At 56.7% G+C, this 26560-nt stretch carries 22 protein-coding genes; 15 read left to right on the forward strand and 7 right to left on the reverse strand.

Annotated features, from left to right (window positions below; translation table 11 throughout):
• Positions 1 to 88: 88 nt before the first annotated feature.
• The 6 genes from kdpE to kdpF are packed head-to-tail and all read right to left on the reverse strand — an operon-like array spanning position 89 to position 7874.
• A complete protein-coding gene (gene kdpE, locus INF68_RS00490) occupies positions 89 to 766 on the reverse strand; it encodes a two-component system response regulator KdpE (protein ID WP_047073924.1) in 678 nt (225 codons plus the stop codon).
• Entirely contained in the window at positions 763 to 3450 is a 2688-nt protein-coding gene (gene kdpD / locus INF68_RS00495; protein WP_023310777.1) for a two-component system sensor histidine kinase KdpD, read from the reverse strand. Before kdpD ends, kdpE begins: the two co-directional genes overlap by 4 nt.
• Positions 3451 to 4026: a potassium-transporting ATPase subunit KdpC gene (kdpC, locus tag INF68_RS00500; protein WP_109846268.1), complete on the reverse strand. Its 576-nt coding sequence runs from the start codon at positions 4024 to 4026 to the stop codon at positions 3451 to 3453.
• Positions 4027 to 4038: 12 nt separating this feature from the next.
• Positions 4039 to 6087, reverse strand: coding sequence for a potassium-transporting ATPase subunit KdpB (gene kdpB / locus INF68_RS00505; protein ID WP_023310779.1), 2049 nt, complete (start codon positions 6085 to 6087; stop codon positions 4039 to 4041).
• A gap of 18 nt (positions 6088 to 6105) precedes the next feature.
• Positions 6106 to 7785, reverse strand: a complete 1680-nt coding sequence (gene kdpA / locus INF68_RS00510; RefSeq protein WP_126785951.1) for a potassium-transporting ATPase subunit KdpA — start codon at positions 7783 to 7785, stop codon at positions 6106 to 6108.
• On the reverse strand, positions 7785 to 7874 hold the full coding sequence (gene kdpF, locus INF68_RS00515) for a K(+)-transporting ATPase subunit F (RefSeq protein ID WP_014069365.1): 90 nt from the start codon (positions 7872 to 7874) through the stop codon (positions 7785 to 7787). Before kdpF ends, kdpA begins: the two co-directional genes overlap by 1 nt.
• 309 nt (positions 7875 to 8183) lie before the next feature.
• Here kdpF and INF68_RS00520 point away from each other — a divergent pair, with 309 nt between their 5' ends.
• The 7 genes from INF68_RS00520 to nei all read left to right on the forward strand — a co-directional run bounded on the left by INF68_RS00520 (position 8184) and on the right by nei (position 14292).
• Positions 8184 to 8390 carry a YbfA family protein gene (locus INF68_RS00520; protein ID WP_126785950.1) on the forward strand — a complete coding sequence of 69 codons (207 nt, stop codon included), beginning with the start codon at positions 8184 to 8186 and terminating at the stop codon, positions 8388 to 8390.
• Positions 8391 to 8990: 600 nt separating this feature from the next.
• Positions 8991 to 10403, forward strand: a complete 1413-nt coding sequence (gene phrB, locus INF68_RS00525) for a deoxyribodipyrimidine photo-lyase (protein ID WP_126785949.1) — start codon at positions 8991 to 8993, stop codon at positions 10401 to 10403.
• A gap of 10 nt (positions 10404 to 10413) precedes the next feature.
• Entirely contained in the window at positions 10414 to 11157 is a 744-nt protein-coding gene (locus INF68_RS00530; protein WP_023310783.1) for a type 2 GTP cyclohydrolase I, read from the forward strand.
• A gap of 14 nt (positions 11158 to 11171) precedes the next feature.
• Positions 11172 to 11828 carry a 5-oxoprolinase subunit PxpB gene (pxpB, locus tag INF68_RS00535; protein ID WP_126785948.1) on the forward strand — a complete coding sequence of 219 codons (657 nt, stop codon included), beginning with the start codon at positions 11172 to 11174 and terminating at the stop codon, positions 11826 to 11828.
• Positions 11822 to 12754: a 5-oxoprolinase subunit PxpC gene (pxpC, locus tag INF68_RS00540; protein ID WP_126785947.1), complete on the forward strand. Its 933-nt coding sequence runs from the start codon at positions 11822 to 11824 to the stop codon at positions 12752 to 12754. The genes pxpB and pxpC overlap by 7 nt, the downstream gene beginning before the upstream one ends.
• Positions 12741 to 13481, forward strand: a complete 741-nt coding sequence (gene pxpA, locus INF68_RS00545; RefSeq protein ID WP_109846274.1) for a 5-oxoprolinase subunit PxpA — start codon at positions 12741 to 12743, stop codon at positions 13479 to 13481. Before pxpC ends, pxpA begins: the two co-directional genes overlap by 14 nt.
• Before the next feature lie 19 nt (positions 13482 to 13500).
• Positions 13501 to 14292 carry an endonuclease VIII gene (nei, locus tag INF68_RS00550; protein WP_023310787.1) on the forward strand — a complete coding sequence of 264 codons (792 nt, stop codon included), beginning with the start codon at positions 13501 to 13503 and terminating at the stop codon, positions 14290 to 14292.
• A gap of 99 nt (positions 14293 to 14391) precedes the next feature.
• On the opposite strand, the gene INF68_RS00555 is transcribed toward nei, so the two are convergent.
• Positions 14392 to 15675, reverse strand: a complete 1284-nt coding sequence (locus INF68_RS00555) for a citrate synthase (protein WP_023310788.1) — start codon at positions 15673 to 15675, stop codon at positions 14392 to 14394.
• A gap of 639 nt (positions 15676 to 16314) precedes the next feature.
• Here INF68_RS00555 and sdhC point away from each other — a divergent pair.
• The 8 genes from sdhC (at position 16315) to sucD (ending at position 25990) form a co-directional block, all read left to right on the forward strand.
• The gene (sdhC, locus tag INF68_RS00560; protein ID WP_020684965.1) at positions 16315 to 16719 is read left to right on the forward strand and encodes a succinate dehydrogenase cytochrome b556 subunit; all 405 of its coding nucleotides are present in this window, start codon (positions 16315 to 16317) and stop codon (positions 16717 to 16719) included.
• Positions 16713 to 17060, forward strand: coding sequence for a succinate dehydrogenase membrane anchor subunit (sdhD, locus tag INF68_RS00565; RefSeq protein ID WP_008501088.1), 348 nt, complete (start codon positions 16713 to 16715; stop codon positions 17058 to 17060). The genes sdhC and sdhD overlap by 7 nt, the downstream gene beginning before the upstream one ends.
• Positions 17060 to 18826: a succinate dehydrogenase flavoprotein subunit gene (gene sdhA, locus INF68_RS00570; RefSeq protein ID WP_126785946.1), complete on the forward strand. Its 1767-nt coding sequence runs from the start codon at positions 17060 to 17062 to the stop codon at positions 18824 to 18826. Before sdhD ends, sdhA begins: the two co-directional genes overlap by 1 nt.
• Positions 18827 to 18841: 15 nt before the next feature.
• Positions 18842 to 19558, forward strand: a complete 717-nt coding sequence (gene sdhB, locus INF68_RS00575) for a succinate dehydrogenase iron-sulfur subunit SdhB (protein WP_008501090.1) — start codon at positions 18842 to 18844, stop codon at positions 19556 to 19558.
• 270 nt (positions 19559 to 19828) lie between these two features.
• Positions 19829 to 22636, forward strand: coding sequence for a 2-oxoglutarate dehydrogenase E1 component (gene sucA / locus INF68_RS00580; protein ID WP_023334931.1), 2808 nt, complete (start codon positions 19829 to 19831; stop codon positions 22634 to 22636).
• Between the two features lie 14 nt (positions 22637 to 22650).
• The gene (gene odhB / locus INF68_RS00585) at positions 22651 to 23871 is read left to right on the forward strand and encodes a 2-oxoglutarate dehydrogenase complex dihydrolipoyllysine-residue succinyltransferase (RefSeq protein WP_008501093.1); all 1221 of its coding nucleotides are present in this window, start codon (positions 22651 to 22653) and stop codon (positions 23869 to 23871) included.
• 83 nt (positions 23872 to 23954) lie between these two features.
• Entirely contained in the window at positions 23955 to 25121 is a 1167-nt protein-coding gene (sucC, locus tag INF68_RS00590; RefSeq protein WP_126785945.1) for an ADP-forming succinate--CoA ligase subunit beta, read from the forward strand.
• Positions 25121 to 25990, forward strand: a complete 870-nt coding sequence (sucD, locus tag INF68_RS00595) for a succinate--CoA ligase subunit alpha (RefSeq protein ID WP_008501094.1) — start codon at positions 25121 to 25123, stop codon at positions 25988 to 25990. The genes sucC and sucD overlap by 1 nt, the downstream gene beginning before the upstream one ends.
• Positions 25991 to 26560: the final 570 nt, after the last annotated feature.

The following is a 26560-nucleotide window of genomic DNA, read 5'->3' on the forward strand; positions in this document are numbered from 1 at the left end:
GAATAACCCGTAAAAATAATGCATGGGTTATTTATGAAATATTTTCTGAGGTATTTTGATTTTATTTAAAAATAAAATGAATAGTTATTCAAAGCATAAACCGATAACCGATACCGGTTTCAGTTAATAAATGGCGAGGGCGAGCGGGGTCAACTTCGAGTTTCTGACGAAGATGTCCCATATATATGCGTAAATAATGACTATGTTCCACCGCGTTGGGCCCCCACACCTGACTTAGCAGCTGGCGTTGGGTGAGAACCTTGCCGTGGTTGTTGAGCAGAACGGCGAGCAGGCGAAATTCTATTGGCGTCAGATGGATTTCTTCTTCACCGCGCACAATGCGCCGCGCGGCCAGGTCAACCCGGATATCCCCAAACGCGTAGGTTGGGTCAGCGGGCGTGGTTGCGCTGTGGCGACGCAGCGCCACGCGAAGGCGAGCCTGTAACTCGCCGATACCAAAAGGTTTAATCAGATAGTCATCCGCCCCGGCATCCAGCGCCGCGATTTTATCCGTCTCTTCCGTACGCGCGGAGAGCACGAGGATCGGCATCTGGCTCCACTGACGAACTTCCCGGATAAAATCGATGCCGTCGCCGTCCGGCAGACCAAGATCGAGGATCACCAGGTCCGGCTTGCGGGTGGCGGCTTCAATTAAACCCCGCTGAAGCGTACCCGCATCATGAACGCGCAGACCGTCCCCTTCCAGCGCAGCGCGCAGAAAACGGCTAATGGCGATCTCATCTTCAACAATCAGAACGTTGATCACAAATCCTCTGGTAATTCATTAAGTTCTGGCGGGGTTTCCAGAGGAAGTGTAACACAAAACCGCGCGCCGCCTTCGGGACGATTCTCTGCGGAGATGGACCCGCCATGGACGTCAATGATCGCCTGGCAAATCGCCAGCCCCAGCCCCACGCCCGGAATGGCCGACTCCTTATTGCCGCGCGCGAATTTTTCGAAAATAGCCAACTCCTGCCCGGCGGGAATGCCGGGTCCGGTATCCCAGACGTCAAGATGAAGCGTGCCGTCGTCCACCGTCGCATCCACGCCAATTTGCGCGCTGGCGCCCGCATATTTTCCGGCATTTTCCAGCAGGTTGATCAGCACCCGTTCAAACAGCGGACCATCAACGTGAATTAAGGTCAGGGGCTCGGGCATGTTCAGCGCAATATGCCGCCCGCCCAGGCCGGGTTCGAGCATTTTCAGGGCGCTGCCCACCACCTCTTCAAGCGTGAGCCACTCTTTTTTGAGGTTAAAACCGCCTGACTGGATACGCGCCATATCGAGCAGGTTATTCACCAGACGCGTGGTATTCAGGACATGCTGGCGGATCTCGCTGGCCTGAAGGGCGTGTTTAGAGCCTTCCGCCGCCAGGTCGAGCGTCAGGATTTCTGACTGACCAAACAGGACGGTGAGCGGGGTTCGCAGATCGTGAGAGAGCGCCGCCAGCAGCGAGTTACGAATGCTTTCTCGCTCGCTCGCCAGCCGGGCCTGTTCTTCGCTGGCGGTGAGGGCCAGCCGCTCCAGCGCGCTGGCAACCAGCAGCGTAAAGGTCTCCAGCAGCCGCTGCTGTTCGGGGATCATCAGCTGGCGCAGGTTTGAGGGCTCAACAATCACCAGCCCCTGATTTTTATCGGCGCTGCGCAGCGGCAGAATTTGATAGGGCACGCCGGGCAGGGTGTCGGTCCCTGCGCCCGCAGGTAACCCTTTGTCAAAGCTCCAGCGCGCGATGGCTTCGTCCCAGGGCGTCATGCCTGAGGCCGACGTCAGCGGGCGCAGCTTGCCGTGTTCGTCCGGGAGCAAAATCAGGTTGCTGGCATGAAACGTCGAACGAATAAACTGCTCGCTGGTCTGCACGATATCCAGCGGCGTGCGTCCCACCGCCAGCGATTTCGACATCTCATAGAGATGGCGCGTGCGCTGCTCGCGATAGCGGGCAATACGCGCCTGATAGCGCACGCCCGCCGTCAGATTCCCGATCACCAGCCCGACGGTGAGCATCACCGCGAAGGTAAGAATGTACTGTACGTCCGACACGGCGAGCGTCCCGCGGGGGGCAATAAAGAACAGATCGAAGCTGATGACGTTGATGACCGTCGCCAGTACCGACGGCCAGCGACCGTAAAAGAGCGCCACCACCACCACGCCAAGCAGGTAGATCATCACCAGGTTGGCGGCATCAAACGCGATCAGCCACTGGCTGGCAATCACGGTAATCAGGGCGCAGAGCACGACGGCGACAAGACAGCCGCGCAGCTGAATGCGCCATTTATCGCTGAAGGCACGGCTGTCCGGCGCGCGGCTGGGTAACGGCGTGGGCTTATCATCCAGCGCCACGATCACCAGGTCCAGATCCGGTGCGCGGCGGGCCAGCTTGTCGGCAAAGGATTCGCGGCTAAACCAGCGGCGATGCTGGCGACGGCCAATCACGATTTTCCCCAGATTGTGCTCACGGGCGTAGCGCAAAATGGCTTTATCTTCCTGAGGGTCAGAAAGGGTGGCGGTTTCGGCACCCAGCTCCTGCGCCAGGCGAAGCGAACTCAATATCGCGCGGCGCTGGTTCTCGGGCAGCGCGTGCAGCTGCGGCGTTTCGACATAAACCGCATGCCAGACGCTGCCAAATTTGGCCGCCAGGCGCGCGGCGGTGCGGACAAGCTTTTCATTGCCGCTGCCGTGCCCTACGCACAGAAGGATGGCATCTCGCGTATGCCAGACGCGCTCCTGGCCCTGCAGGTCGCGCCAGGCTCGCATCTGATCGTCGACGCGATCGGCAGTACGACGCAGGGCCAGCTCGCGCAGGGCAATCAGGTTGCCTTTACGGAAGAAATGCTCGATGGCGCGCTCGGCCTGGCCGGCGATATAGACTTTGCCTTCATGCAGGCGCTGGCGCAAATCGTCGGGGGGCAGGTCGACCAGTACCACTTCATCGGCAGAATCAAAGAAGGGGTCGGGCACCGTCTCGCGTACCTGAATGCCGGTCACGCCGCTGACCACGTCGTTCAGGCTCTCCAGATGCTGAACGTTAACCGTCGTGAATACATCGATGCCGGCTTCGAGTAGTTCTTCTACATCCTGCCAGCGTTTTGGATGGCGTGAGCCTGGCGCATTGCTGTGGGCCAGTTCGTCCATCAGGATAAGGGCGGGACGGCGGGCGAGGGCGGCATCGAGATCGAATTCGGTGACTAACCGACCGCGGTGGCTGATGCGGCGGGGCGGCTGGGTGGCCAGCCCCTTCAGCAGCGATGCGGTCTCTTTGCGTCCGTGGGTTTCTACCACGCCTATCAATATATCGAGCCCCTGCGCCCGAAGCCGCTGGGCTTCCGTCAGCATGGCGAAGGTTTTCCCGACGCCTGCGCAGGCGCCAAAGAAAATTTTCAGTTTGCCGCGATGGGCTTCGGCCGTCTGTTCAAGCAGCCTGTCCGGATCCGGGCGCATGGGCTCGTCGGTCATTTAGTTTTTCCTTAGCGCGTCCAGCGCCAGATTCAGCTCAACAATATTCACCACGGGCATGCCGATAAAGCCGACCAGCGGCTTTTGCGTGTGCTCTGCAACCAGCTGGCTAACCTGCTCGACGGTCAGCTGACGGGCCGCGGCGACGCGCGGGATTTGCCATGCCGCGGCTGCCGGCGTCAGGCTGTAGTCCAGCCCGCTGGCCGAGGCGGTCACCAGCTCTACGGGCACCTCACGGCTGGCCTGCGGATTAGCGGCGCGCAGGGCTGCCACGCGCTCAGCAACGGCTTTGTCCAGCTCGGGGTTGCTGCCCGCCAGGTTACTGCCGCCGGATGCCATCGGATTATACGGGCTTTCGGCAGTGGCGGAAGGGCGTCCCTGGAAGTAACGGGCATCCGTAAAGTTCTGACCAATCAGGCGCGAACCGCGGTTTTCACCGTTTTGCATAATCAGCGAGCCGTTGGCCCGATCCTTAAACCACCACTGGCCCAGCGCGGTGGTCACCAGCGGGTACAGCCCGCCGGTAATGAGAGACAGCAGAATAAACAGAAGTATAGCGGGGCGTAACATCGTCATTTGATTCACCTTTTAAACCAGGCCGAACAGCGTCAACAGCAGGTCGATAACTTTGATACCGATGAAAGGCACCACCAGCCCGCCCAGACCGTAAATCCACAGGTTGCGGCGCAGCATGGCGGCGGCCGTGAGCGGCTTATAGCTCACGCCTTTCAGCGCCAGCGGGATCAGGAAGACAATAATCAGGGCGTTAAAGATCACTGCGCTCAGAATGGCCGATGCCGGAGAGTGCAGGTGCATCACGTTCAACGCGTTTAATTGCGGGTAGGTCGCAGCAAACGCCGCCGGAATGATGGCGAAATATTTCGCCACATCGTTGGCGATACTGAACGTAGTCAGCGACCCGCGCGTCATCAGCATCTGCTTGCCAATGTGCACCACTTCAATCAGCTTGGTCGGGTTAGAGTCGAGGTCGACCATGTTGCCCGCCTCTTTTGCCGCCTGGGTACCGGAGTTCATTGCCACCGCCACGTCGGCCTGCGCCAGGGCAGGGGCGTCGTTGGTACCGTCGCCGGTCATCGCCACCAGGCGGCCTTCCGCCTGATACTGACGAATCAACGCCAGTTTCGCTTCCGGTGTGGCTTCGGAAAGAAAATCATCCACGCCCGCTTCGGCGGCAATCGCCGCGGCGGTAAGACGGTTATCCCCGGTGATCATCACCGTTTTGATCCCCATTTTACGCAGCTGGGCAAAGCGCTCCTTGATACCGCCTTTGACGATATCCTTCAGGGCAATCACCCCCAGCACGTGTGCGCCCTCGGCCACCACCAGCGGCGTCGCCCCCTGACGGGCCACGCTTTCGACCAGGCTGTCCACTTCAGGTGGGAAGTGGCCGTTGTTGGCCTCAATGTGGCGACGGATAGCGTCAACAGAGCCTTTGCGGATCATGCGATCCTGAATGTTAATGCCGCTCATGCGGGTTTGCGCCGTGAAGGGCACGAAAGTGGCGTGCAGGCTCTGGACGTCGCGCTGGCGCAGGTTAAAGCGCTGCTTGGCGAGGATCACGATACTGCGGCCTTCCGGGGTTTCATCGGCAAGCGAAGAGAGTTGTGCGGCATCCGCCAGCGTTTTTTCATCCACGCCGGGGGCGGGCAGGAAATCTGACGCCTGGCGGTTACCGAGGGTAATGGTCCCGGTTTTATCCAGCAGTAAGACGTCCACGTCACCGGCGGCTTCCACCGCCCGCCCGCTGGTGGCGATGACGTTGGCACCGAGCATACGGCTCATGCCGGCTACGCCGATGGCTGACAGCAGGCCACCAATGGTGGTGGGGATCAGGCAGACCAGCAGCGCCACCAGCACCGTGATGGTGACCGCGGTGCCGCCATAGGCTGAGAACGGCCACAGCGTCGCGGTTGCCAGCAGGAAGACGATGGTCAGGGCCACCAGCAGGATGGTCAGGGCAATCTCGTTCGGCGTTTTACGACGCTGCGCGCCTTCCACCATGGCGATCATCCGGTCGAGGAAGGTTTCCCCCGGGTTAACGCTACACTGGATCACCAGCCAGTCGGAGAGAATGCGCGTCCCGCCCGTCACGGAGGCGAAATCGCCGCCGGATTCGCGGATAACCGGCGCGGACTCCCCTGTAATGGCGCTTTCATCCACCGAGGCGCCCCCTTCGATGACTTCACCGTCGCAAGGGATAATGTCACCGGCCTCTACCAGAACCACATCGCCTTTGCGCAGTTCATCAGCCGGAACGTGGTCCATCTGCGCGCCGTATTTCGGTTCACGTAGCTTGCGCGCGAAGGCGGTTTTCTTCACCCCTTTCAGGCTGTTGGCCTGGGCTTTACTCCGGCCTTCCGCCAGCGCTTCCGCAAAGTTGGCGAACAGCACGGTAAACCATAGCCACAGGCTGATGGCGCCGGTAAACATCGCATTTCCCGGCATGTGGCCCGTACCCATGGCAATCGCCAGGGCGGTGGTCAGCACGCTTCCCGCCCAGACAATAAACATCACCGGGTTGTGCCACTGCACGCGCGGACTCAGCTTTTTCACCGCATCCATGAGCGCCTGGCGAACTAATGACGGTTCGAACAGGGCCAGTTGTTTACGACTCATGACAATTTCTCCGCAAAATCAGCGTAAAGAGAGGTATTCCGCGACCGGGCCTAACGCGAGGGCGGGGATAAAGGTCAGGGCGCCGACCAGTAAAACGGTACCCGTCAGCAGGCCGATAAACAGCGCGCCGTGGGTCGGCAATGTCCCGGTGGTGGTCGGTTGGATTTTTTTATTCACCAGCGATCCGGCAATCGCCAACACCGGCACAATGATCCCGAAGCGACCCACAAACATGCAGAACGCCAGCAGGCAGTTCCAGAACGGTGAGTTGGCGCTTAAGCCCGCAAAGGCGCTGCCGTTGTTGTTGGCGGCAGAAGAGACGGCATACAGCACTTCGCTAAAACCGTGAATGCCGGGGTTAAAGATGCCGCTGCGTCCGGCCTCGGTCATCAGCGCAAGCGCGGTGCCAAGAAGCACAAGCGCAGGGGTGACCAGAATCGCCAGCGCGGTTAATTTCATCTCGCGAACGTCGATTTTTTTACCGAGGTATTCCGGGGTGCGGCCAATCATCAAACCGGCAATAAACACCGCCAGCAGCACGAACAGCAGCATGCCGTAAAGACCCGAGCCCACGCCGCCAAAGACGACTTCACCAATCTGCATCAGCCACATCGGGATCATGCCACCCAGCGCCGTAAAGGAATCGTGCATGGCGTTGACTGCCCCGCACGAAGCCGCCGTGGTGACCACCGCATACAGGCTGCTGGCGAGAATGCCAAAGCGGCTCTCTTTACCTTCCATGTTGATATTGCTGTTGGCCCCCAGCTGCATGAAATGGCTGTTGCCGCTCCATTCAGCCCACATCACCAGCGCCACGCAGACCACAAAGATCAGAGACATGGTCCAGAGCAAGGTGCGGCCCTGACGGCGATCGTTAACCACATCACCAAAGGCAAAGCAGAGCGCGGCGGGGATCAGGAAAATCGCCAGCATCTGCACAAAATTGGTCAATGCGGTAGGGTTTTCAAACGGATGTGACGAGTTGGCGTTGAAGAAGCCCCCCCCGTTCGTTCCGAGCATTTTGATGGCTTCCTGTGACGCCACTGGCCCCATCGGCAGGAGCTGTTTTGCACCTTCCAGCGAGGTATAGGACGCGTAAGGCATCAGGTTTTGCAGGGTGCCCTGCTGGATAAAGAACAGCGCGATCAGCAGCGCAATTGGCAGCAGGATCCACAGCGTAATGCGGGTCAGATCCACCCACGCGTTACCCAGGGTATTGATTTTCTGACGCGCAAAAGCACGCGTCAGCGCGAAGATCACCGCGATACCGCTGGCGGCAGAGAGGAAGTTTTGCACGGTTAGCCCGACCATCTGGCTGAAGTAGCTCAGCGTGGTTTCACCGGCGTAGGACTGCCAGTTGGTGTTAGTGACAAAACTCACCGCCGTGTTCAGCGCAAGATGCCAGGACAGGCCCGGTAACTGTTGCGGATTCAGCGGCAGGATGCCCTGCAACATCAGAATGGCAAAAAGCGCAATGAGCCCAACGATATTCAGCAGCAGAATGGCTATCAGATACTGACGCCAGTTCATCTCCCGATCCTCTATTCCCAGTACGCGCCAGATCCCTTTTTCAACGCTTCCCGTGCCGGGCAAAGGAACGTTGTTGATCAATCGTGCCAGTCCCGATCCCAGTGGCCTTGCCAGAATGAACAGTACCACTAAGAAGCTGGCAATAAGCAGAAACGCCTGAGCAGCCATCAGAAGGCCTCCGCATTTATCAGGGCATAGACCAGATAACCCAATAACAGGAACACCAGCACGATGCCGGCAATAAGACCTGCACTCACAATCCACCTCCGGGTGACTTTCGTTGTTGTACTAACGGTAGGATTTCCGGCGCAAAGATTTCGCAAAAATGGGGAGGGCGGGTGTAAAAAAAGTATAAAAATGGCAAAGCCCACAATTTAACTATTGATAAGTAAACCGTTAACTTTTTTGTAACTTAATTACGGAGAGAATGTAAATATTCCCTAAATGGGCAAAAATAAGTGGTCGGATGAGTAGTAAAATTACAAACAAAGCGATATTATTTTAGCCAGGTCACAGATTTTGAATTTTCCGGATGACGTTTCCGGCCAACTATAGGGGAGAAAAATATGGATCTTTATAAAGAGTATCCGGCTCATATCGTGTTCTTGCGCCGCGCTTTCGCCGTAGTGGCTGGCGTGCTGGCTCTGCCGGTGATGCTGTTCTGGAAAGATCGTGCACGTTTTTACAGCTATCTGCACCGCGTCTGGGCGAAAACCAGCGAGAAGCCGGTGTGGATGGATAAGGCCGAGAAAGCGACCTGCGATTTCTACTGATACTAAGACTACACACATAGCAATAAAAAAACCGCCAACAGCAATGTGGCGGTTTTTTTGTCCCTCGGGATTCGCGGTCCGTTGGGTGGTTTTGCAGCCCCTACCCGGGATTTTTATCATACCCTCCTGTAAGCAGATGGCAATCCCTCGAAGCCTTTATAAATTCCTAATTTTATTCGAGTATCTTACCTTCTCAGCGGATGTTAATTATGATGCTGCGTCCCTTTCCGCCATCTCGCAAATGGGCATCGGTCCTGGGAAAGGTGTATTTACAGCCGTAAAGCAGCCCGCCTACCCGGGCTTGTGTCCACCGACTTATCACCGGTGGTGAACGGTGGAGCGGTTAGCAGCAGGGACCGCATAATGAAACGCTATTTTTGCATCGCGTTCATTGTCGCCAGCGTACTCGTTGTAAAGAGCGATGAGCCGAATGGGTTTGTCGCTTTATCCACGATAGCGCAGGACAAGTAGCGCCAAGGCCGCCTCGGGCGGCCTTTTTTATTTCATCCCGTCTACACTTCATGGCAAAGTAGTTCAATGCATGCTTTTTCCTTTTACGGCATGCCCTTACGGACATAATGGATAATTGCCTGGAGTTTTATGCCCACCCATCTGGTTTGGTTTCGCGCGGACCTGCGCGTACATGACAACATCGCCCTTGCGGCAGCCTGCCGCGCCAAAGACGCTAACGTACTGGCACTGTTTATGGCCACGCCCGAGCAGTGGCGGCAGCACGATATGGCCCCCCGGCAGGCGGCCTTGCTCCGGGCGTATCTGAACGATCTGCAGCACTCGCTTGCCGGAAAAGGCATACCGCTTCTCTATAAAGAGGTGGGTGATTTTGCCGCACAGCTTCAGACGGTGCAGGAGATCTGTAAGCAGCACAAGGTCACGCATCTTTTTTACAACTATCAGTACGAATTCAACGAGCAGCAGCGCGACCGTCAGCTGGAGAAGATGCTGGAAGGGGTGGTCTGCGAAGGGTTTGATGACAGCGTAATGCTGGCACCGGGCAGCGTGATGACCGGCAACCACGAGATGTATAAAGTTTTTACTCCGTTCAAAAATGCCTTTATCAAACGTCTGAAAGAGGCGCTGCCGGAGTGCGTTGCCGCGCCTGCCGTGCGAGGCGAAGCCATAAAAGAGCTGCCTGAGCTGACGTTTGATTACCCTCAGCAGCCGTTTGATGAAACGCTATTCCCCGCCGATGAGAAAGCGACCATCGCCCAACTGCGCCAGTTCTGCAAGCAGGACGCGGCCAGTTACGACGCGCGTCGAGATTTTCCCGCCATCGAGGGTACCAGCCGCCTGTCGGCCAGTCTGGCGCTGGGCGCGATCTCACCGCGCCAGTGTTTGCATCGTCTGCTGGCGGAGCAGCCGCAGGCGCTGGAGGGCGGCGCAGGGTCTGTCTGGCTGAATGAACTTATCTGGCGCGAGTTCTACCGCCATCTGATGACGTATCACCCTGATTTATGTAAACATCGGCCCTTCATTGGCTGGACCGATAATGTAAAGTGGCAATCGAATGATAAGCAGCTGAAAGCCTGGCAAAGTGGGCAGACGGGCTATCCGATAGTCGATGCCGCCATGCGTCAGCTTAATGAGACGGGGTGGATGCACAACCGCCTGCGGATGATTACCGCCAGCTTTCTGGTGAAGGATCTGCTTATCGACTGGCGTATCGGAGAGCGCTATTTTATCTCTCAGCTGATCGATGGCGATCTCGCGGCGAATAACGGCGGCTGGCAGTGGGCGGCCTCTACCGGCACCGATGCCGCACCCTATTTCCGGATTTTCAATCCGACCACGCAGGGGCAAAAATTTGATGCGGACGGCGAGTTTATCCGCCGCTGGGTGCCTGAACTTAACGGTATACCTGCTAAAGCGATCCACGAACCGTGGGCATGGGCGGATAAACAGCGTGTAAAGCTGGATTACCCTCGTCCGATTGTCGACCATAAACAGGCGCGTGTCGCCACGCTGGCGGCGTACGAAGCTGCCCGCAAAGCATAAGAGAGTGATGATGAAAAACAGCGAACTGGAAAGCCTGATTAACGAAAAACTGAACAGTACCTCCTTCAGCGATTACGGCCCGAACGGGCTCCAGGTTGAAGGCCGTGAGACGGTGCAAAAAATTATCACCGGCGTGACGGCAAGCCAGGCGCTGCTGGACGAGGCCGTTCGTCAGAACGCCGACGCGGTGATTGTTCATCACGGTTACTTCTGGAAAAACGAATCGCCGATTATTCGCGGGATGAAGCGCAATCGTCTGAAAACGCTGCTGGCTAATGACATCAACCTGTACGGCTACCACCTGCCGCTGGATGCGCACCCGGAGCTCGGCAACAACGTCCAGCTGGCGCAGCTACTGGGGATTACCGTGATGGGTGAAATTGAGCCGCTGGTGCCGTGGGGCGAGCTGGCGATGCCGGTGCCAGGACTGGAGCTGGCCTCGTGGATTGAAGCGCGCCTGGGTCGTCGTCCGCTGTGGAGCGGTGATACCGGTCCGGATACGGTGAAGCGTGTCGCATGGTGTACCGGTGGCGGTCAGGGCTTTATCGACAGCGCCGCGCGTTTCGGCGTCGATGCTTTTATCACCGGCGAGGTTTCCGAGCAGACCATTCATTCGGCGCGTGAACAGGGGCTGCATTTTTACGCGGCTGGCCATCACGCCACCGAGCGCGGTGGCATTCGCGCCCTCAGCGAGTGGCTGACAGAAAATACCGATCTGGATGTGACCTTTATTGATATCCCTAACCCAGCCTGACGAGAGGTAGTTAAGTGCAGCGAGCGCGTTGTTATCTTCTGGGTGAAACCGCAGTGGTTCTGGAGCTTGAACCACCGGTGACGCTTGCCACGCAAAAGCGTATCTGGCGGCTGACCCAGCGTCTGGCCGACATGCCTGAAGTGGTTGAGACCATTCCGGGTATGAATAACATAACCGTCGTGCTGCGTAGCCCGCATACCCTGGCGCTGGATGCCATTGAGCGTTTGCAGCGCTGGTGGGAAGAGAGCGAGGCGCTGGAGCCGGAATCTCGCGCCATTGAGATCCCGGTCGTTTATGGCGGTACGGGTGGGCCAGATCTTGGCGTGGTGGCAGACCACTGCGGATTAACAGAAAAGCAGGTTGTTGAGCTGCACAGCTCGGCTGACTACGTGGTCTGGTTCCTGGGATTTCAGCCTGGATTCCCGTATCTGGGCGGATTATCTCCCCGGCTGCATACGCCACGCCGTGCCGAGCCGCGCGTGAGCGTGCCGGCGGGGACGGTGGCTATCGGCGGTGAGCAGACCGGCGTTTATCCGCTGACATCGCCTGGCGGCTGGCAGCTTATTGGACATACCGCTACACCGTTATTTGAACCCGGGCTGGAGGCGCCAATACTCTTGCGTCCCGGGGATACCCTTCGCTTTATCCCGCAGAAGGAGGGGGTATGTTAACGCTTATTCGCGCCGGGCTTTACACCTCCGTACAGGATGCCGGTCGCTTTGGTCTGCGCCAGTCGGGCGTGAGCTACTGCGGTGCGCTTGACCGTCCTTCGCTGGAGATTGCCAACCTGCTTGTGGGCAACCCTGGCAGCACGGCTGCGCTAGAAATTACGCTGGGCCAGTGTGTGATTGAGTTTGGTCAGGAAACCTGGTTTGCCTTAACCGGCGCAGGGTGTGATGCGACGCTGGATGGCAAAGCGGTGTGGACCGGCTGGCGGCTGCGGGCGAAAGCCGGGCAGCGCCTGACGCTCAAACGTCCGCTGCACGGTGTGCGTAGCTATCTCGCGGTGGCTGGCGGCATTGACGTGCCGGAGGTGCTGGGTTCATCCAGTACCGATCAGAAGGCCGGGATCGGCGGTCACGAAGGACGTTTGTTGCGCGACGGCGATCGGCTGGCAATCAAAGCCTCCGCGCGCCATTTCTCGACCACGCAGGGCGTAAAACAGCTGCTGTGGGGAAACCAGATCCGCGCCTTACCGGGGCCGGAATATCATGAGTTTGACGAGGCTTCTATAGAGTCCTTCTGGCGTGCGCCGTGGAAGATCAGCCCGCAGAGTAACCGCATGGGCTACCGCCTTCAGGGGCAGCCGCTGACCCGCACGACGGACCGGGAGCTGCTCTCCCACGGTTTATTGCCTGGGGTTATTCAGGTGCCGGGAAACGGTCAGCCCATCGTATTAATGAACGATGCGCAAACTACCGGCGGCTATCCGCGCATTGCCTGCATCATTGAAGCGGATCGCTACCATCTGGCGCAAATTCCCCTCGGCCAGCCGATTCACTTCGTGCAGTGTTCGCTGGAGGAGGCGCTTAAGGCGCGGCAGGATCAGCAGCGTTATCTTGAACAGCTGGCGTGGAGGCTTGATGGTAAAGATTGATTTGAACGCCGATCTGGGGGAGGGAAGCAGCGCTGATTCGGAACTGATGACTCTGGTCACCTCGGTCAATATCGCCTGCGGCTTTCATGCGGGTGATGCCCAAACCATGCTGGAGAGCGTACGTAATGCCATTAAAAACGGCGTCGCGATTGGGGCTCACCCCAGCTTTCCCGATCGGGAAAACTTTGGCCGCACGGCGATGGATCTTCCCCCTGAGACGGTCTACGCTCAGGTGCTCTACCAGATCGGCGCGCTGGAGGCTATGGTGCGCGCCCAGAACGGCGTGATGCGCCACGTGAAGCCGCACGGCATGCTCTACAACCAGGCGGCGAAAGATGCGGATCTGGCGGACGCCATTGCCCGCGCGGTGTTGGACTGCAGCCCGCAACTGATCCTTGTGGGTCTGGCGGGCAGCGAGCTTATTCGCGCCGGAGAACGGCTGGGGTTGACCACCCGTCAGGAAGTCTTTGCCGATCGGGGATACCAGCCGGACGGAAGCCTGGTGCCGCGGACGCAGGCCGGGGCGCTGATTACCGACGAAGCTAAAGCGCTGGCGCAGACGCTGGAGATGGTGCGCGCCGGGCGGGTGATCGCCGTGGACGGAACACCGGCAAACGTGCAGGCCGATACGGTATGTTTACACGGCGATGGCGAGCATGCGCTCCAGTTCGCGCGCCGCTTGCGGGCAGCGTTCTCTGAAGAGGGTATCCTCGTCAGCGCCGAATAATGACGATAAGGACACAAAGATGCCTGAAGGTCCGGAGATCCGCCGCGCGGCGGATAGCCTGGAGGCGGCGATAAAGGGCAAACCCCTGACGGATGTCTGGTTTGCTTTTCCTCAACTGAAACCGTTTGAATCACAGCTGGTGGGCCAGACGGTGACCCATATTGAAACGCGCGGCAAAGCCTTGCTTACGCATTTTTCCCATAACCTGACGTTATATAGCCATAACCAGCTTTACGGCGTCTGGCGCGTGGTGGAGGCGGACGAGCAGCCGCAAACCACCCGCGTGCTGCGCGTCAGGCTGCAAACGGCGGATAAAGCGATCCTACTCTATAGCGCGTCGGATATCGAAATGCTTACGCCGGAGCAGCTGCTGACGCACCCGTTTCTGCAGCGGGTCGGGCCGGACGTGCTGGACATGCGCCTGACGGCGAGCGACGTGAAGGCCCGGCTGTTATCACCTAAATTCCGTAACCGACAGTTTTCCGGTTTGTTTCTCGACCAGGCCTTTCTGGCCGGGCTGGGCAACTACCTGCGGGTAGAGATCCTCTGGGAAGTCGGGCTGGCGGCGCAGCATAAAGCGTCTGAGCTGAATGATGAACAGCTGGAGGCGTTGTCCCACGCGCTGCTGGATATTCCGCGGCTCTCGTACAACACGCGCGGCGTGGCGGATGAGAACACGCATCACGGGGCGCTGTTCCGGTTCAAGGTGTTTCATCGGGCGGGGAAGAAGTGTGAGCGATGCGGCGGGATTATCGACAGGATTATGCTCTCTTCCAGACCTTTTTACTGGTGCCCGCACTGCCAGAAATAAAAGTAAAACGGTAACCCTTGGGTTACCGTTTTTAATGTTTCCACCCTCTCCCTGTGGGAAAGGGCCGGGGTGAGGGCATCAGGCCGCACCCAACATCTTTTAGCGCTTCAGGTCAGACTTAAAATCACGCTGCTCGTAGCCGGTATACAGCTGACGAGGACGGGCGATTTTCATGCCTTCGCTGTGCATTTCGTTCCAGTGCGCAATCCAGCCTACGGTACGGGCCATAGCGAAGATCACGGTAAACATGGAAGACGGAATGCCCATCGCTTTCAGAATAATGCCAGAGTAGAAATCGACGTTCGGGTAGAGTTTCTTCTCGATGAAGTACGGGTCGTTCAGTGCGATGTGTTCCAGCTCCATCGCCACTTCCAGCAGATCATCTTTGGTCCCCAGCTCTTTCAGCACTTCGTGGCAGGTTTCACGCATCACGGTGGCGCGCGGGTCGTAGTTTTTGTAAACACGGTGACCGAAGCCCATCAGGCGGAAGGAGTCATTCTTGTCTTTCGCGCGACGCACGAACTCAGGAATGTGCTCAACGGTGCTGATCTCTTCCAGCATCTTCAGTGCCGCTTCGTTCGCGCCGCCGTGCGCCGGTCCCCACAGGGAAGCGATGCCCGCAGCGATACAGGCGAACGGGTTCGCGCCTGAAGAGCCCGCGGTACGGACGGTAGAGGTAGAGGCGTTTTGTTCGTGGTCAGCGTGCAGGATCAGAATACGGTCCATTGCGCGTTCCAGCACCGGGTTCACTTCGTACTCTTCGCACGGCGTGGAGAACATCATGCGCAGGAAGTTACCCGCGTAGGAGAGGTCGTTGCGCGGATACACAAACGGCTGGCCGATGGAGTATTTGTAGCACATCGCCGCCATGGTAGGCATTTTGGACAGCAGGCGGAACGCCGCGATATCACGGTGACGCGGGTTATTCACGTCAAGGGAGTCGTGGTAGAACGCCGCCAGCGCACCGGTGATACCGCACATCACCGCCATCGGGTGAGAGTCACGGCGGAACGCATGGAACAGACGGGTAATCTGCTCATGGATCATGGTGTGACGGGTCACGGTGGTTTTGAATTCATCGTACTGTGCCTGCGTCGGTTTTTCGCCGTTCAGCAGGATGTAGCACACTTCCAGATAGTTGGATTCGGTGGCTAACTGATCGATGGGGAAGCCGCGATGGAGCAGGATACCTTCGTCACCGTCAATGTAGGTGATTTTGGATTCGCAAGATGCGGTAGAGGTAAATCCAGGGTCAAAGGTGAATACACCTTTAGAGCCCAGCGTACGGATATCAATAACATCCTGACCGAGCGTGCCTTTTAGCACATCCAGTTCAATAGCAGTGTCACCATTTAGGGTGAGCGTTGCCTTTGTATCAGCCATTTACGGTCTCCTTAGCGCCTTATGCTTAAGACTGCGCTTTACCGGATTTGCTTTCAGCTGTTAATCACCGTTACCAGATTGTTATTTGGCTTTCCGCTCAGCTCACGAGGACAAACCAGGGTACAGAGCTATGGCGCCTTGCAGGTAAACGAATGAAATATCAGTGAAACCACAGCAAATCAGCGTTTTTGCAGTCCGAATTATTCAAACCTGTATATCACTAATAACTGTCCTGATAACTTCGGTCAATACCATCACACTGTTACATAACTATTTGTCAGGTGAAAGAGAGACCTCATAACTTTTGCGCATTATATGCCTTTTCTGATGACGTTTGTAACAATATTGTTTAACATTTGTCAAATCAGATGATTAAAAATTAAAAAGATGTTGTTATCGTGACCCTGATCACTGTTCCAGAGAAAACCCGACAAACTGTATGTAGGTTAATTGTAATGATTTTGTGAACGGCCTATACTGCCGCCAGGTCTCCGGAACACCCTGCAATCCCGAGCCACCCAGCGTTGTAACGTGTCGTTTAAGCATCTGGAAGCAGTGTTTTGCATGACGCGCAGTTATAGAAAAGGAACGCTGCTTGACCCGCATCGCAGTCCGGAGGAAGGAAACAATAAGAACAGCATGTGGGCGTTATTCATGATAAGAAATGTGAAAAAACAAAGACCTGTCAATCTGGATCTCAAAACGATCCGGTTCCCTGTAACAGCAATAGCGTCCATTCTGCACCGTGTTTCTGGTGTGATTACGTTTGTGGCGGTCGGTATTTTGCTGTGGTTACTGGGCACCAGCCTCTCTTCCCCTGAAGGATTCCTCCAGGCCTCTGCCATCATGAACAGCTTCTTCGTGAAATTCATCATGTGGGGCATTCTGACCGCGCTGGCGTACCACGTTGTCGTCGGTGTTCGCCATATGCTGATGGACTTTGGCTACCTGGAAGAGACTTTCGAAGCCGGGAAACGCTCCGCTAACATTTCATTTGTGATTACTGTCGTGCTTTCACTTCTCGCAGGAGTTCTCGTATGGTAAGCAACGCCTCCGCATTAGGACGCAACGGCGTACATGACTTCATTCTGGTCCGTGCTACCGCCATCGTTCTCACTCTTTACATCATCTATATGATCGGTTTCTTCGCGACCAGCGGCACGCTGACGTGGGAAATCTGGAGTGGGTTCTTCGGATCCGCCTTCACCAAAGTGTTCACCCTGCTGGCTCTGTTCTCCATCCTTATTCATGCCTGGATTGGCATGTGGCAGGTGTTGACCGATTACGTTAAACCGCTGGCGATTCGCCTCCCACTGCAGCTGGCCATTGTGGTTGCACTGGTAGTTTACGTTATTTATGGATTCGTTGTGGTGTGGGGTGTGTAATGAAACTGCCAGTCAGAGAATTTGATGCTGTTGTAATTGGTGCCGGTGGCGCAGGTATGCGTGCCGCACTGCAAATTTCCCAGAGCGGCCAGACCTGTGCGCTGCTCTCTAAAGTTTTCCCGACCCGTTCCCACACTGTGTCTGCGCAGGGCGGTATCACCGTTGCGCTGGGTAACTCCCACGAAGATAACTGGGAATGGCACATGTACGACACGGTAAAAGGTTCCGACTACATCGGCGACCAGGATGCCATCGAATATATGTGTAAAACCGGCCCGGAAGCGATTCTGGAGCTGGACCACATGGGTCTGCCGTTCTCCCGTCTGGAAAATGGCACTATCTATCAGCGTCCGTTTGGCGGCCAGTCGAAAAACTTCGGCGGCGAGCAGGCGGCACGCACCGCGGCGGCGGCTGACCGTACCGGTCACGCACTGCTGCACACCCTGTATCAGCAGAACCTGAAAAACCACACCACCATCTTCTCCGAGTGGTACGCGCTGGATCTGGTGAAAAATGCCGATGGCGCAATCGTCGGCTGTACCGCGCTGTGCATCGAAACCGGTGAAGTAGTTTACTTCAAAGCGCGCGCTACCGTGCTGGCGACCGGCGGTGCAGGCCGTATCTATCAGTCCACCACCAACGCCCACATCAACACCGGTGACGGTGTCGGTATGGCTATCCGCGCGGGCGTGCCGGTGCAGGATATGGAGATGTGGCAGTTCCACCCAACCGGTATCGCCGGTGCAGGCGTTCTGGTAACAGAAGGCTGCCGCGGTGAAGGTGGCTACCTGCTGAACAAACACGGTGAGCGCTTCATGGAGCGCTATGCCCCGAATGCGAAAGACCTGGCGGGTCGTGACGTGGTGGCGCGTTCCATCATGATCGAAATCCGTGAAGGCCGCGGCTGCGACGGCCCATGGGGTCCACACGCGAAGCTGAAGCTCGACCATCTGGGTAAAGAAGTTCTGGAATCCCGTCTGCCGGGTATCCTGGAACTGTCCCGCACCTTCGCACACGTCGACCCGGTGAAAGAGCCGATTCCGGTTATCCCAACCTGCCACTACATGATGGGCGGTATTCCGACCAAAGTAACCGGTCAGGCGCTGACCGTGAACGAGCAGGGCGAAGACGAGGTCATTCCTGGCCTGTTCGCGGTAGGCGAAATTGCCTGCGTATCCGTACACGGTGCAAACCGTCTGGGCGGCAACTCCCTGCTGGATCTGGTGGTGTTTGGTCGCGCAGTGGGTCTGCATCTGCAGGAATCCATTGCCGAGCAGGGTGCGCTGCGTGACGCAACCGACGACGAAATTGATGCTTCTCTGGAGCGCCTCAACCGCTGGAACGGCAACCGTAACGGCGAAGATCCGGTGGAAATCCGTAAAGCGCTGCAGGAATGCATGCAGCACAACTTCTCGGTATTCCGCGAAGGCGACGCGATGGCCAAAGGTCTTGAGCAGCTGAAAGCGATCCGCGAGCGTCTGAAAAATGCCCGTCTGGACGACACCTCCAGCGAGTTCAACACCCAGCGCGTTGAGTGCCTGGAACTGGATAACCTGATGGAAACCGCGTTCGCGACGGCGATGTCGGCAAACTTCCGTACCGAAAGCCGTGGCGCGCATAGCCGCTTCGACTTCCCGGAGCGTGATGACGAAAACTGGCTGTGTCATTCCCTGTATCTGCCAGAGTCGGAAACCATGACGCGTCGTAGCGTCAACATGGAACCGAAACTGCGTCCGGCGTTCCCGCCGAAGATTCGTACTTACTAATGCGGAGACAGGATAATGAAACTCGAATTCTCAGTTTATCGTTATAACCCGGATGTTGATGACGCTCCGCGCATGCAGGACTACACCCTGGAAGCGGAAGAAGGTCGCGACATGATGCTGCTGGATGCCTTAATCCAGCTGAAAGAAAAAGATCCTACGCTGTCGTTCCGCCGCTCCTGCCGTGAAGGGGTTTGTGGCTCTGACGGTGTGAACATGAACGGCAAAAATGGCCTGGCCTGCATCACGCCAATTTCAGCGCTGCAGCGTCCTGGTCAGAAAATTGTTATCCGTCCTCTGCCAGGCCTGCCGGTCGTACGTGATTTGGTGGTAGACATGGGGCAATTCTATGCACAATATGAGAAGATTAAGCCTTACTTATTGAATAATGGGCAAAATCCACCCGCTCGCGAGCACTTACAGTCTCCTGAGCAGCGTGAAAAACTCGATGGTCTGTACGAGTGTATTCTCTGCGCATGTTGTTCAACGTCCTGCCCGTCGTTCTGGTGGAACCCGGACAAGTTTATCGGCCCGGCCGGTCTGCTGGCTGCCTATCGCTTCCTGATCGATAGCCGCGACACCGAAACCGACAGCCGTCTGGAAGGACTGAGTGACGCTTTCAGCGTATTCCGCTGCCATAGCATCATGAACTGCGTCAGTGTGTGTCCGAAGGGGCTGAACCCGACGCGCGCCATCGGCCATATTAAGTCGATGCTGCTGCAGCGCAGTGCGTAAGTAGTGAGAGGGGAGCACTGTTCCCCTCACCCTAACCCTCTCCCTAAGGGAGAGGGGACAGATTGCAGGAAATCTTTAAAAACTGCCGACGGCATTCCCCCTCTCCCTTAGGGAGAGGGTAGGGGTGAGGGTAAAGACCCTTAGACAGTTTCTAAAGGTTCCTTCGCGGGCCAAAGTAAAAGAGCTCGCAGGTGAACCCCGGCACGTACACGTGGTGTGCGTGGTAGTTTCTACGGCGAAAGTAAGCATAAAAATGCTTAAGGGATCACGATGCAGAACGGCGCAATGAAAGCCTGGCTGGACTCTTCTTTCCTTTCTGGTGCGAACCAGAGCTGGATTGAACAGCTCTATGAAGACTTCTTAACCGATCCTGACTCAGTGGACGCAAACTGGCGTTCCATGTTCCAGCAGTTGCCTGGCACAGGGGTCAAACCGGATCAATTCCATTCCAAAACACGTGATTATTTCCGTCGTCTGGCGAAGGATGCCTCACGTTACTCTTCTGCGATTTCCGACCCTGACACCAATGCGAAGCAGGTTAAAGTCCTGCAGCTTATCAACGCTTATCGCTTCCGTGGTCACCAGCATGCGAATCTCGATCCGCTGGGACTGTGGAAACAAGACCGTGTGGCCGATCTCGATCCGGCATATCACGATCTGACCGAGGCCGATTTCCAGGAAAGCTTTAACGTAGGTTCCTTTGCCATCGGCAAAGACACGATGAAGCTGGGCGATCTGATTGACGCGCTCAAGCAAACCTACTGCGGCTCCATCGGCGCGGAATACATGCACATTACCTCTACCGAAGAGAAGCGTTGGATCCAGCAGCGCATCGAATCCGTAGCGGGCCACGCGACCTTCTCGGCTGACGAGAAAAAACGCTTCCTGAACGAACTGACCGCAGCGGAAGGGCTTGAGCGCTATCTGGGCGCGAAATTCCCGGGCGCAAAACGCTTCTCGCTGGAAGGCGGCGACGCGCTGGTGCCGATGCTGAAAGAGCTGATTCGTCACGCAGGCAAGAGCGGCACCCGTGAAGTGGTACTGGGCATGGCGCACCGTGGTCGTCTGAACGTGCTGGTCAACGTGCTGGGTAAAAAACCTCAGGACCTGTTCGACGAGTTCGCGGGCAAACATAAAGAACACCTCGGCACCGGCGACGTGAAGTACCACATGGGCTTCTCGTCAGATATCGAAACCGAAGGCGGTCTGGTTCACCTGGCGCTGGCGTTTAACCCGTCACACCTGGAAATCGTTAGCCCGGTGGTGATCGGTTCCGTGCGTGCGCGCCTGGATCGTCTGGACGAGCCGAGCAGCAATAAAGTGCTGCCGATCACCATCCACGGCGATGCGGCGGTAACAGGGCAGGGCGTAGTTCAGGAAACCCTGAACATGTCGAAAGCGCGTGGTTACGAAGTGGGCGGTACCGTTCGCATCGTGATTAACAACCAGGTGGGCTTTACCACCTCTAACCCGCTTGACGCGCGTTCTACCCCGTACTGCACCGACATCGGTAAGATGGTGCAGGCGCCAATCTTCCACGTTAACGCGGATGACCCGGAAGCCGTTGCTTTCGTTACCCGTCTGGCGCTGGACTTCCGTAATACCTTTAAACGCGATGTGTTCATTGACCTCTTCTGCTACCGCCGTCACGGCCACAACGAAGCGGACGAGCCAAGTGCAACCCAGCCGTTGATGTATCAGAAAATCAAAAAACACCCGACCCCGCGCAAAATCTATGCTGACAAGCTGGAGAGCGACAAAGTGACGACGCTGGAAGATGCGACCGAAATGGTCAACCTCTACCGCGACGCGCTGGATGCGGGTGAATGCGTGGTCAAAGAGCTGCGCCCGATGAACATGCACTCCTTTACCTGGTCGCCGTACCTCAACCACGAGTGGGATGAGAGCTACCCGAACAAGGTTGAGATGAAGCGCCTGCAGGAGCTGGCTAAACGCATCAGCACCGTACCGGACGCTATCGAGATGCAGTCTCGCGTGGCGAAAATCTACGCTGACCGTCAGTCCATGGCGGCAGGCGAGAAGCTGTTCGACTGGGGCGGCGCGGAAACGCTGGCCTACGCAACGCTGGTTGACGAAGGCATTCCTGTTCGCCTGTCCGGTGAAGATGCGGGCCGTGGGACCTTCTTCCACCGTCACGCGGTTGTTCACAACCAGTCCAACGGTTCAACCTATACCCCGCTGCAGCACGTGCACAACGGTCAGGGCCAGTTCAAGGTCTGGGACTCCGTGCTGTCTGAAGAAGCGGTTCTGGCCTTCGAATACGGTTATGCCACCGCTGAACCACGCACCCTGACCATCTGGGAAGCGCAGTTCGGTGACTTCGCCAACGGTGCGCAGGTGGTTATCGACCAGTTCATCTCCTCCGGCGAGCAGAAGTGGGGCCGCATGTGTGGCCTGGTAATGCTGCTGCCGCACGGTTATGAAGGTCAGGGTCCGGAGCACTCCTCCGCGCGTCTGGAGCGTTATCTGCAGCTCTGCGCCGAGCAGAATATGCAGGTCTGCGTGCCGTCCACCCCGGCTCAGGTCTACCACATGCTGCGTCGCCAGGCGCTGCGCGGTATGCGCCGTCCGCTGGTGGTGATGTCGCCGAAATCCCTGCTGCGCCACCCGCTGGCGGTGTCAAGCCTGGAAGAACTGGCGAACGGAACCTTCCTGCCAGCCATCGGTGAAATTGACGAGCTGGATCCGCAGGGCGTGAAGCGCGTAGTGATGTGTTCTGGTAAGGTTTATTACGACCTGCTGGAACAGCGCCGCAAGAACGATCAGAAAGATGTCGCCATCGTGCGTATCGAACAGCTTTATCCGTTCCCGCATCAGGCGATGCAGGAAGTGCTGAAACAATATGCTCACGTACATGATTTTGTCTGGTGCCAGGAAGAGCCGCTTAACCAGGGCGCATGGTACTGCAGCCAGCATCATTTCCGTGAAGTGATTCCATTTGGGTCAGCCCTGCGTTATGCAGGTCGCCCGGCCTCCGCCTCTCCGGCGGTAGGGTATATGTCCGTTCACCAGAAGCAGCAACAAGATCTGGTCAATGACGCGCTGAACGTCGATTAATTAAAGGATACAAAATGAGTAGCGTAGATATTCTTGTTCCCGACCTGCCTGAATCCGTAGCAGATGCGACCGTCGCTACCTGGCACAAAAAACCAGGCGATGCCGTTAAGCGCGATGAAGTGCTGGTAGAAATCGAAACTGACAAAGTGGTACTGGAAGTACCGGCTTCGGCGGATGGCGTTCTGGACGCGGTGCTGGAAGATGAAGGTACCACCGTAACCTCTCGTCAGATCCTGGGTCGCCTGCGTGAAGGCAACAGCGCGGGCAAAGAGTCCAGCGCGAAATCTGAAGAGAAAGCCTCTACGCCGGCTCAGCGCCAGCAGGCTTCTCTGGAAGAACAGTCTAACGACGCTCTCAGCCCGGCGATCCGTCGCCTGCTGGCTGAACACAGCCTTGACCCGGCAGCCATCAAAGGCACCGGTGTGGGCGGTCGTCTGACCCGCGAAGACATCGACAAACACCTGGCGAAAGCGCCTGCTCAGGCAGAAGCGAAAGCCCCTGCGGCAGCACCGGCAGCACAGCCTGCTCTGGGTGCCCGCAGCGAAAAACGCGTGCCAATGACTCGCCTGCGTAAACGCGTGGCCGAGCGTCTGCTGGAAGCGAAAAACTCTACCGCGATGCTGACCACCTTCAACGAAGTGAACATGAAGCCAATCATGGACCTGCGTAAGCAGTACGGTGACGCGTTTGAAAAACGTCACGGTATCCGTCTGGGCTTTATGTCCTTCTACGTGAAGGCGGTAGTTGAAGCGCTGAAACGCTACCCGGAAGTGAACGCGTCCATCGATGGCGATGACGTGGTTTACCACAACTATTTCGACGTCAGCATGGCGGTTTCTACACCACGCGGCCTTGTAACGCCGGTTCTGCGTGATGTGGATACCCTGGGTATGGCTGACATCGAGAAAAACATTAAAGAGCTGGCTGTTAAAGGCCGCGACGGCAAGCTGACCGTAGACGACCTGACCGGCGGTAACTTCACCATTACCAACGGCGGCGTATTCGGCTCGCTGATGTCTACCCCGATCATTAACCCGCCGCAGAGCGCGATCCTGGGTATGCATGCCATTAAAGATCGCCCTATGGCGGTAGACGGTAAAGTTGAGATCCTGCCAATGATGTACCTGGCGCTCTCTTACGATCACCGCCTGATCGACGGCCGCGAGTCCGTGGGCTTCCTGGTCGCGATTAAAGAGCTGCTGGAAGATCCAACCCGTCTGCTGCTGGACGTCTAGTTTTGCAGTCTTGCCCGGCGGCGTATGGCTGCCGGGCCAATAAAAGCACGACCTAACGATTACCTGAAGGATGGATAGAACACATGAACTTACATGAATATCAGGCCAAACAGCTGTTTGCCCGGTATGGCTTACCGGCTCCGGTGGGTTATGCCTGTACTACCCCGCGTGAAGCAGAAGAAGCCGCATCTAAAATCGGTTCCGGCCCTTGGGTAGTTAAGTGTCAGGTTCACGCTGGTGGCCGTGGTAAAGCGGGCGGTGTGAAGGTTGTTAAGAGCAAAGAAGAGATTCGTGCGTTTGCTGAACATTGGCTCGGCAAGCGTCTGGTAACGTACCAGACAGATGCGAACGGCCAGCCGGTTAACCAGATCCTGGTTGAAGCGGCGACCGACATCGCAAAAGAACTGTACCTGGGCGCGGTTGTTGACCGTAGCTCCCGTCGCGTGGTCTTCATGGCGTCTACCGAAGGCGGCGTGGAAATCGAAAAAGTGGCGGAAGAAACCCCGCACCTGATCCACAAAGTGGCCATCGATCCGCTGGCAGGTCCGATGCCTTATCAGGGGCGCGAGCTGGCGTTCAAACTGGGCCTGGAAGGCAAGCTGGTTCAGCAGTTCACCAAGATCTTCATGGGTCTGGCGAACATCTTCCTGGAGCGCGACCTGGCGCTGATCGAGATCAACCCGCTGGTGATCACCACTCAGGGCGACCTGATCTGCCTCGATGGCAAGCTGGGCGCTGACGGTAACGCGCTGTTCCGCCAGTCCGATCTGCGCGAAATGCGCGACCAGTCTCAGGAAGATCCGCGTGAAGCACAGGCTGCACAGTGGGAGCTGAACTACGTAGCGCTGGACGGCAACATCGGCTGTATGGTTAACGGTGCGGGCCTGGCAATGGGCACCATGGACATCGTTAAGCTGCACGGCGGTGAGCCAGCAAACTTCCTCGACGTAGGCGGTGGCGCAACCAAAGAGCGCGTAACCGAAGCGTTCAAAATCATCCTCTCTGACGACAAAGTGAAGGCCGTTCTGGTTAACATCTTCGGCGGCATCGTTCGTTGCGACCTGATCGCCGACGGTATCATCGGTGCGGTAGAAGAAGTGGGTGTTAACGTTCCGGTTGTTGTGCGTCTGGAAGGTAACAACGCTGAACTCGGCGCGAAAAAACTGGCTGACAGCGGCCTGAATATTATTGCAGCGAAAAGTCTGACGGATGCAGCTCAGCAGGTTGTTGCCGCAGTGGAGGGGAAATAATGTCAGTTTTAATTAATAAAGATACCAAGGTTATCTGCCAGGGCTTCACCGGTAGCCAGGGGACTTTCCACTCCGAACAGGCGATTGCCTACGGCACGCAGATGGTTGGCGGCGTAACGCCAGGTAAAGGCGGCACCACCCACCTGGGCCTGCCGGTGTTCAACACCGTGCGTGAAGCCGTAGAAGCGACGGGCGCAACCGCGACCGTGATCTACGTTCCGGCTCCGTTCTGCAAAGACTCCATTCTGGAAGCGATCGACGCAGGCATCAAACTGATCATCACTATTACTGAAGGCATCCCGACGCTGGATATGCTGACCGTGAAGGTGAAGCTGGATGAAGCAGGCGTGCGCATGATCGGCCCGAACTGCCCTGGCGTTATCACCCCGGGCGAGTGCAAAATCGGCATCATGCCGGGCCACATTCACAAGCCGGGTAAAGTGGGCATCGTGTCCCGTTCCGGTACGCTGACCTATGAAGCGGTTAAGCAGACCACCGATTACGGCTTCGGCCAGTCCACCTGCGTGGGCATCGGCGGTGACCCGATCCCAGGCTCTAACTTCATCGACATCCTGAAGCTGTTCCAGGAAGATCCACAGACCGAAGCGATCGTGATGATCGGTGAGATCGGCGGTAGCGCGGAAGAAGAAGCCGCTGCTTACATCAAAGAACACGTGACCAAGCCAGTTGTCGGTTACATCGCGGGTGTGACCGCGCCGAAAGGCAAGCGTATGGGTCACGCGGGCGCGATCATCGCCGGTGGTAAGGGTACGGCTGATGAGAAATTCGCAGCGCTGGAAGCCGCAGGCGTGAAAACCGTTCGCAGCCTGGCGGATATCGGCGAAGCACTGAAATCCATCATTAAGTAAGTCCTCTCTGCTTCCCGAAAGGGGAGCGTTGAAGTATAAAAATGTCCGTTTCGACATGGTTGGCCGCTGTAAAGCGGCCTTTTTTATTGCCTGCCGGGCGACATGCAATAGTCACAATTGGGTGTTAATTAGAGAGGGGGATAAAAGTAAAATAATTGTTATTTATTTACCTTAAAGAGAGCGGATGGAAAAAAACGAAAAACGCACTAGAATTTATGTCCTGAATAAATTAGGCAGTCGGGCTTCTGAGTTAATAAAAATCACTTCTGTTTATATTCATCAATCGAGTTGATAACCTTAATTGTATTTTATATACATATCTTTAACATGGTTTTTACTATGTTCACCGCATCAAAACACATTTAACACAACGGATTGTTTTTGATTTAAATCAATGTTTAATCCTTGGAAAAACCCATCAAAAGGCTGTAAATTGTCCCCGATCAAAATGGCCGAAAAGTGGTAATTTTGCTATAAATTGATCGCCGTCGAAAAACGTAAATGTGATTCAATAAAAACCTGTTTATTGTAAGGGTTTTGCAGCGTATTATATTTGCGGGATCAATTTGA

The organism is Enterobacter cloacae complex sp. P16RS2 (assembly GCF_014982155.1).
GTDB lineage: Bacteria > Pseudomonadota > Gammaproteobacteria > Enterobacterales > Enterobacteriaceae > Enterobacter > Enterobacter cloacae_M.

Bases quoted from the DNA above. Each gene is read 5' to 3' on its own strand.
- pxpA (WP_109846274.1), top strand. From the start codon at position 12,741: ATGGTAAAGATTGATTTGAACGCCGATCTGGGGGAGGGAAGCAGCGCT.
- odhB (WP_008501093.1), top strand. From the start codon at position 22,651: ATGAGTAGCGTAGATATTCTTGTTCCCGACCTGCCTGAATCCGTAGCA.
- INF68_RS00520 (WP_126785950.1), top strand. From the start codon at position 8,184: ATGGATCTTTATAAAGAGTATCCGGCTCATATCGTGTTCTTGCGCCGC.
- kdpD (WP_023310777.1), bottom strand. From the start codon at position 3,450: ATGACCGACGAGCCCATGCGCCCGGATCCGGACAGGCTGCTTGAACAG.
- sdhC (WP_020684965.1), top strand. From the start codon at position 16,315: ATGTGGGCGTTATTCATGATAAGAAATGTGAAAAAACAAAGACCTGTC.
- sdhA (WP_126785946.1), top strand. From the start codon at position 17,060: ATGAAACTGCCAGTCAGAGAATTTGATGCTGTTGTAATTGGTGCCGGT.
- kdpC (WP_109846268.1), bottom strand. From the start codon at position 4,026: ATGACGATGTTACGCCCCGCTATACTTCTGTTTATTCTGCTGTCTCTC.
- INF68_RS00530 (WP_023310783.1), top strand. From the start codon at position 10,414: ATGAAAAACAGCGAACTGGAAAGCCTGATTAACGAAAAACTGAACAGT.
- kdpA (WP_126785951.1), bottom strand. From the start codon at position 7,785: ATGGCTGCTCAGGCGTTTCTGCTTATTGCCAGCTTCTTAGTGGTACTG.
- nei (WP_023310787.1), top strand. From the start codon at position 13,501: ATGCCTGAAGGTCCGGAGATCCGCCGCGCGGCGGATAGCCTGGAGGCG.
- sucA (WP_023334931.1), top strand. From the start codon at position 19,829: ATGCAGAACGGCGCAATGAAAGCCTGGCTGGACTCTTCTTTCCTTTCT.
- sdhD (WP_008501088.1), top strand. From the start codon at position 16,713: ATGGTAAGCAACGCCTCCGCATTAGGACGCAACGGCGTACATGACTTC.
- sucD (WP_008501094.1), top strand. From the start codon at position 25,121: ATGTCAGTTTTAATTAATAAAGATACCAAGGTTATCTGCCAGGGCTTC.
- INF68_RS00555 (WP_023310788.1), bottom strand. From the start codon at position 15,675: ATGGCTGATACAAAGGCAACGCTCACCCTAAATGGTGACACTGCTATT.
- sucC (WP_126785945.1), top strand. From the start codon at position 23,955: ATGAACTTACATGAATATCAGGCCAAACAGCTGTTTGCCCGGTATGGC.
- kdpB (WP_023310779.1), bottom strand. From the start codon at position 6,087: ATGAGTCGTAAACAACTGGCCCTGTTCGAACCGTCATTAGTTCGCCAG.
- sdhB (WP_008501090.1), top strand. From the start codon at position 18,842: ATGAAACTCGAATTCTCAGTTTATCGTTATAACCCGGATGTTGATGAC.
- pxpC (WP_126785947.1), top strand. From the start codon at position 11,822: ATGTTAACGCTTATTCGCGCCGGGCTTTACACCTCCGTACAGGATGCC.
- phrB (WP_126785949.1), top strand. From the start codon at position 8,991: ATGCCCACCCATCTGGTTTGGTTTCGCGCGGACCTGCGCGTACATGAC.